A 6,655-nucleotide genomic window follows, 5' to 3' on the forward strand; every position below is an offset into this window, starting at 1 on the left:
GTCAGGGCGCGGCGAAGCCGTAGCCGGCCAGGGTCTGCTGCCCGTCGTCGGAGAGCACGAGGTCGACGAAGTCGTGCGCGAGCCGCGCCTGGTCCGTGTCGGCCACCGGGGCGATCGGGTAGATGTTCACGGCGCTGGACGACTCCGGGAGCTCGACGCCCTCGACGTCGTCACCGGCGGCGGCGACGTCCGTGACGTAGACGAGCCCGGCGTCCGCCTCGCCGGCGATCACCTTGCCGAGCACGTCGGTGACGCTCTGCTCCTCGCTGACCGGCCGCAGGTCGAGGCCCGCGGCGTCGGCGACCTTCGCGGACGCGGCCCCGCAGGGCACCGCGGGTGCGCACAGCACGAGCTTCACGTCCGGGTCCGCGAGGTCGGCGAGGTCCTCGACGCCTGCCGGGTTGCCCGGCGGCACGGCGATCTCCAGGGTGTTGGTGGCGAAGTCCCGGGGCTCGCTCACGAGGTCCTCGTCCGCCAGCTTGTCCATGTTCGCCGTGTCGGCGGACGCGAACACGTCCGCCGGCGCCCCCTGCTGGATCTGGGCGACCAGGTCGGACGACCCGGCGAAGCTGAGCTGCACGTCCACGCCGTCGTGCGTGGCCTCGAACTGCTCGGCGAGGTCCTCGAAGGAGGCCTTGAGCGACGCCGCGGCGAACACGGTGAGCGTCGTGGTGCCGCCGCCCGGTGCCGCTGCCTCGTCGTCCCCGGGCTGGGCGCCGCAGCCTGCGAGCGCCGCCACCGCTGCCGCCGTCGACAGGATCGCGACCCCGGCCGCTGCGCGCCGGCGCAGGCTGATCGCCCGTCCCGGGCCGGTCATGCTTCGGCCTCGATGACGACGGTCGTCGACTTGATGACCGCGACCGCGACGGAGCCGCGCTCCAGCCCGAGGTCGCGCACGGCCTCGCTGCTCATGAGCGACACCACGCGGAACGGGCCGCACTGCAGCTCGACCTGGGCCATCACCGTGTCCACCTGCAGGTCGGTGACGAGCCCGACGAAGCGGTTGCGCGCGGAGCTCTTCATGCCGCCCGGCAGCGCCGGCACGGTGGCGTGCTCGCGCGCCACCATGGCGACCTCGTAGCCGTCGACGACCTTGCGTCCCGACGCGTCCGTGGTGGAGCCGAGCAGGCCGCGGTCGATCCAGCGGCGCACGGTGTCGTCGCTGACGCCGAGATAGACGGAGGCTTCGGAGACTCGCATGTGCGGCACAGGACGCAGCATAGTCCCGCATCTGCGGGTATGTACGGGGAGACCATAGGCTGACGTCCGTGCAGGAGGACGGGATGCGCGCGCGGCGGTCCGTGGCCGACCACGCCGCGGCGGTGGCCGCGCTGGTCGAGCCCGCGCTGGCGGCGGCGCGCGAGCGGGACACGGTGCGGGTGGACGTCGCGACGCTGCTGGCGCAGACGGCGAAGGCTGCGACGCTGGCCCCCCGCGTGCTGGCGCGGGACGCGGTGGCGGCGGTCGCCCTGCCCGGCTTCGACAACGCGCAGATGGACGGCTACGCGGTGCGCGCGGCCGACCTCGCCGTCGCCGCGTCCGGCCCGGTGATCCTCCCGGTCGTGGCGCCCGTCCCCGCCGGGATGCAGCCGCCGCCCCTGGAGCCGGGCACCGCGGCCCCCGTGATGACCGGTGCGCCGGTCCCCGCCGGCGCCGACGCGGTCGTGAAGATCGAGGCCGCGGACCCGCCCCGCTTCCCGGACCCGGAGACGGTCGCCACGGTGCGGTTCGACGTCCCCGTGGCGCCGGGCACGTTCGTGCGGACCGCGGGGTCCGACGTCGCGCAGGGCGACGTGCTCCTGGCGGCCGGGACGCCGCTCGGCCCGCCGCAGCTCGGCGCGCTCGTGGCGGCCGGCGTCCCGGCCGTCGACGTCGCGGCGCCCCCGCACGTCCTGCTCGTCTCCACCGGCTCGGAGCTCGCGCCCGCCGGCACGACCCTCGGCCCCGCCCAGGTGCACGACGCCAACGGCGCCGCCCTCACCGCCGCGCTGGCGCAGGCCGGCGCGCGGGTCACCACGCGGGTCGTGCCGGACCGCCCCGACGCGCTGCTCCACGTGCTCGCGGACGCCCCGCACGACGTCACCCTCGTCGTGACGACCGGTGGCGTGTCGGCGGGGGCGTACGAGGTGGTGCGCCAGACGCTCACCGGGGCCTGGTTCGGGCACGTCGCCGTCCAGCCGGGCGGGCCGCAGGGCCTCGGCACCGTCACCCTCGGAAAGTTGTCAGAGCCACGTGCGGGTATGCCCTCACCTGGTGCTGACAGCTCTGCGGGGGTGCAGGTGCCGCTCGTGGCCTTCCCGGGCAACCCGGTGAGCGCGTACGTGTCGTTCGAGCTGTTCCTGCGGCCGCTGCTGGCCGCCGCGACCGGCGCGACGCCCGCGCGCCGCCCCGCCGGCCGCGCGCCGCTCGCCGAGCCCCTCGACTCGCCCCCGGCGCTGCACCAGGTCCGGCGCGGCGTGCTCGACGCCGAGGGCCGGGTCCGGATGAGCGGCGGCCCCGGCTCGCACCTGCTGACCCATCTCGCCGCCGCGACGATCCTCGTGCACGTGCCGCCCGGGGTCTCCCACCTCGCGGCCGGTGACCCCGTCGACTACCAGGAGCTCCGTTGACCGACCCGACCACCCCGGACCAGGGCCTGTCCCACTGCCGCGCCGACGGCGCGGCCCACATGGTCGACGTGTCCGCCAAGGACGTCACCCGGCGCGAGGCGACGGCGACCGCCGTCCTGCGCACGCGGCCGGACGTGGTCGCACGCATCGCGACGGGCGACCTGCCCAAGGGGGAGGCGATCGCCACCGCCCGCATCGCCGGGATCCTCGGCGCCAAGCGCACGCCCGACCTCGTGCCCCTGTGCCACCCGCTGCCGATCTCCGGCGTCGAGATCGACGTCGTGCCGACCGCCGACGGCTCGGGCGCGGTCGAGATCGCCGCGACCGTGCGCACCACCGGTCGCACGGGCGTCGAGATGGAGGCGCTCACCGCCGTCACCGTCGCGGGGCTGACGCTCTACGACATGATCAAGGCGGTCGACAAGGCGGCCGTGCTCACGGACGTGCAGGTCGTGGCCAAGTCGGGCGGCAAGTCGGGCGACTGGACGCGCGCGGCCGCCACGCCGGACGGGGAGGGCGCATGAGCGGGACGCACGGGCACAGGCACGAGGGCGAGCAGGGCGAGGCGCGGCCGGAGCGCCGCGTCGCCGTCGTCGTCGCGTCGGACCGCGCGGCGGCGGGGGAGTACGAGGACCGCTCCGGGCCTGCCGCGGTGGCCTGGTTCGAGGCGCGCGGCTGGCGCACGTCGCCGCCCGTCGTCGTGCCCGACGGCGAGCCGGTGCGCGAGGCGATCGCGGCGCTGCTCGCCGCGGCACCGCAGCAGACGCCGCACCTGGTCGTCACCAGCGGCGGCACCGGCCTCGGCCCGCGCGACCGCACGCCGGAGGCCACGCTCGCCGTCCTGGACCGTGAGGTCCCGGGCATCGCCGAGCTCGTCCGGGCGCGCTCGCTCGCCCCGGTCGACCCCGCGAAGCGCGCCGTGCCGGCGGCCGCCCTGTCCCGCGGCGTCGCGGGCGTGGCCGGCCGCACGCTGGTGGTGAACCTGCCCGGCTCCGTCGGCGGCGTGGTCGACGGCCTCGACGCGCTCGCCGACGTCCTCCCGCACGCCGTCGACCAGCTCGCCGGTGGCGACCATCCCGTCCCCGCGGCCTCGGCGGCGACGGGTTCCGCGACGGCCTCCGCCACCCCCGCCGGCGACGGCGCCGGGCCGGACGCCGTGGTGCTGCGCGCGGACGTCGTCGACACCCCGCTCGACGCGCTGGTCGGCGAGCTGAGCACGCTGGTGCGCGACGACGCGTGCGGCGCGGTCGCGACGTTCACCGGCTACGTGCGCGACCACGACGGTGCGGCAGGTCAGGAACGTCGTGTGGACCGCCTGCACTACGAGGCGCACCCGGACGCCGCCACGGTGCTGCGCGCCGTGGCCGAGCGCGTCGCGCGGCGGACGGCCGCGGCGACGGGTGACCGCGTGCGGGCCGCCGTCGTGCACCGGACCGGCGACCTCGCCGTCGGTGACGTCGCCGTCGTCGCGGCCGTCGCCGCGGGGCACCGGCAGGCCGCGTTCACCACGGCCTCGGACCTGGTCGAGGAGCTGAAGGCCGAGGTGCCGATCTGGAAGGAGCAGGGCTTCGACGACGGCACGTCCGAGTGGGTCGCGTCGCTGGGCTGACGCCGGGTCCTGGGCGTCACCTGCTGTTCACCTGAGGGACGGTGTCACGACGGCCGCGCGCCATCGGTGCTCCCTACGTTCGGGCAGGTCACCCCCTGTCCTGCACTGCACACCCTCAGGAGTGCCCGATGACGATCGCCCCCGAGTCGCGCCCGCTGCTGGAGCTCGCGGCCACGCCTCACAGCCCCCACTACGCGCGCGGCAAGCGCAGCGCCGTCACCTGCCGGCTCAAGTGCGCGGACGCGTGCTCGCACCCGGCACCGAACGAGTCCGCGAACGAGTACTTCCGCGACGTCGCCTCCCGGGCGCTGTCCCGGCGCGTCATGCTGGGCGGCCTGGCCGCCGCGGCCGCCACCGTCGTCGTCGGTGCCCAGGTGGCCGGGGCGCCGGGCGCGAGCGCCGCCACCGCCACGGGCCGTGGGGCCGGCAAGGGCCTCTCCTTCGGCGCGATCACCCCGCAGGACGCCGCGGTCGACGCCTTCGTCGTCCCGGAAGGCTACGAGTGGTCGCCGATCATCCGCTGGGGCGACCCGATCCTGCCCGGCGGCCGCGCGTTCGACGCCGCGCACCAGACGCCGGAGCAGCAGGCCAAGCAGTTCGGCTACAACGTCGACTACCTGGACATCCTGCCGGCCGACCCCGACGACGTCCGCCCCGGGAAGACGCACCGCGGCAAGCGCGGCCTGCTGGTGAGCAACCACGAGTACACCAACGCGGGCATCATGTTCGACGCGTCGTACGACGCCGCCACCCGCCGCGCCATCGAGCGCGCCGCCTGGGGCATGTCCGTGGTCGAGGTGCGCCGCGACCGCGAGGGGTCGCCGTGGACGTACTCGCGGATCAGCCGCTTCAACCGCCGCATCACCGTGGACACCGAGTTCCGGGTCGACGGCCCGGCGGCCGGCTCCTACCTCCTCAAGACGGTCGAGGACCCGACGGGCACCCGCGTGCGCGGCACCCTCAACAACTGCGCGGGCGGCACGACCCCGTGGGGCACCGTCGTGTCCGGCGAGGAGAACTACAACGCGAACTTCCGCGTCAACGGCAAGGACCCGCGCGACGCCCGGTACGGCCTGAAGGACGCCGCGACCAGCTACGGGTGGGAGCTCGACGACCCGCGCTTCGACGGCCGCAACCCGGGCTACGAGTACGAGAGCCACCGCTTCGGCTGGGTCGTGGAGGTGGACCCGTACGAGCCCGACGAGGCGCCGGTGAAGCACACGGCGATGGGCCGGCTCAAGCACGAGGGCGCCAACGTCATCCTCTCGAAGCGCGGCCACGCGGTGGCGTACATGGGCGACGACGAGCGCTTCGACTACGTCTACAAGTTCGTCTCGAAGGACCGCTTCCGCTCCGGCAGCAGCCGCTGGGCGCGCCGTCACAACAAGACGCTGCTGTCCGAGGGCGACCTGTACGTGGCGCGGTTCACCGGCGACTCCCCGGTGTCCGAGATCGACGGCACGGGCGCGGTCCCGTCCGACGGCGGCTTCGACGGCACGGGCGAGTGGATCCCGCTGGTCCAGGACGGGCAGTCCCGCGTGGCAGGCATGACGGTCGAGGAGGTGCTGGTCTTCACGCGCCTCGCCGCGGACGCCGTCGGCGCCACGAAGATGGACCGCCCCGAGGACGTGGAGCCCAACCCGCTCACCGGCCGCATCTACGTGGCGTGCACCAACAACTCCGACCGCGGCAAGGCGGGCAAGGAGGGCGCCACCGAGCCCAACCCCCGCACCACGAACCGCGACGGCCACGTGGTCGAGATCATCGAGGACCGCGGCGACCAGACGTCCACCACGTTCACCTGGAACCTGCTGCTCGTGGCGGGCGACCCGTCGGTGAACGGGTCGACGTACTTCTCGGGCTTCCCTGCCGACCAGGTCTCGCCGATCTCCTGCCCGGACAACCTCGCGTTCGACGCGGACGGCAACCTGTGGATCTCCACGGACGGCGCGCCGTCGACCATCCAGAAGTGCGACGGGCTGTTCAAGGTGACGCTGACCGGGCGCCAGCGCGGCCGGGTGGAGCAGTTCCTGTCCGTGCCGCGCGACGCGGAGACGTGCGGACCGGTGGTCGACTCGCGCGACCAGATGGTCTACGTCAACGTCCAGCACCCCGGCGAGGACGGCACCTTCGACGCGCCGAACTCCTACTTCCCGGACTACCTCGCCGAGGGCGAGGCCGCGCCGGCCGGTGCGTGGCGCGGCCCCCGCCCGGCCACGGTGCAGGTCTACCGCGCCGGCCGCGGCGAGCACCCGGGCCACGGGAACGGCCACGGGAACGGCCACGGGAACGGTCACGGGAACGGGAACGGCGGCGGGAAGGGGAACGGCGGCTGGGACGGCCCGGGGCCGTTCCCGTGGCCGCGCCACCGCTGACGCTGACCGCCCCTGAGGCAACGAGCGTGCTGACTTGGTCCTCATTCCGCCCGAATGAGGAC

General features: G+C 75.1%; 6 protein-coding genes. 4 read left to right on the forward strand and 2 right to left on the reverse strand.

Translation table 11 applies throughout. The annotated features are described in order from the left end of the window. Position 1: 1 nt before the first annotated feature. Positions 2-817, reverse strand: a complete 816-nt coding sequence (gene modA, locus ACWGKI_RS09895) for a molybdate ABC transporter substrate-binding protein (protein WP_452186600.1) — start codon at positions 815-817, stop codon at positions 2-4. Next, positions 814-1,209 carry a TOBE domain-containing protein gene (locus ACWGKI_RS09900; protein WP_380241837.1) on the reverse strand — a complete coding sequence of 132 codons (396 nt, stop codon included), beginning with the start codon at positions 1,207-1,209 and terminating at the stop codon, positions 814-816. The genes modA and ACWGKI_RS09900 overlap by 4 nt, the downstream gene beginning before the upstream one ends. A 59-nt stretch (positions 1,210-1,268) precedes the next feature. On the opposite strand from ACWGKI_RS09900, the gene ACWGKI_RS09905 reads away from it, so the two are divergent. From ACWGKI_RS09905 to ACWGKI_RS09920, 4 genes are all read left to right on the forward strand, one after another. Next, a complete protein-coding gene (locus ACWGKI_RS09905) occupies positions 1,269-2,609 on the forward strand; it encodes a molybdopterin molybdotransferase MoeA (protein ID WP_452186602.1) in 1,341 nt (446 codons plus the stop codon). Beyond that, a complete protein-coding gene (gene moaC, locus ACWGKI_RS09910; RefSeq protein ID WP_452186604.1) occupies positions 2,606-3,133 on the forward strand; it encodes a cyclic pyranopterin monophosphate synthase MoaC in 528 nt (175 codons plus the stop codon). Before ACWGKI_RS09905 ends, moaC begins: the two co-directional genes overlap by 4 nt. Continuing rightward, positions 3,130-4,218 carry a molybdenum cofactor biosynthesis protein MoaE gene (locus tag ACWGKI_RS09915; protein WP_452186606.1) on the forward strand — a complete coding sequence of 363 codons (1,089 nt, stop codon included), beginning with the start codon at positions 3,130-3,132 and terminating at the stop codon, positions 4,216-4,218. The genes moaC and ACWGKI_RS09915 overlap by 4 nt, the downstream gene beginning before the upstream one ends. A gap of 128 nt (positions 4,219-4,346) precedes the next feature. Then, positions 4,347-6,593: a PhoX family protein gene (locus tag ACWGKI_RS09920; RefSeq protein WP_452186607.1), complete on the forward strand. Its 2,247-nt coding sequence runs from the start codon at positions 4,347-4,349 to the stop codon at positions 6,591-6,593. The last annotated feature ends 62 nt before the right edge of the window (positions 6,594-6,655 follow it).

It is taken from the genome of Isoptericola sp. NPDC055881 (assembly GCF_053615895.1).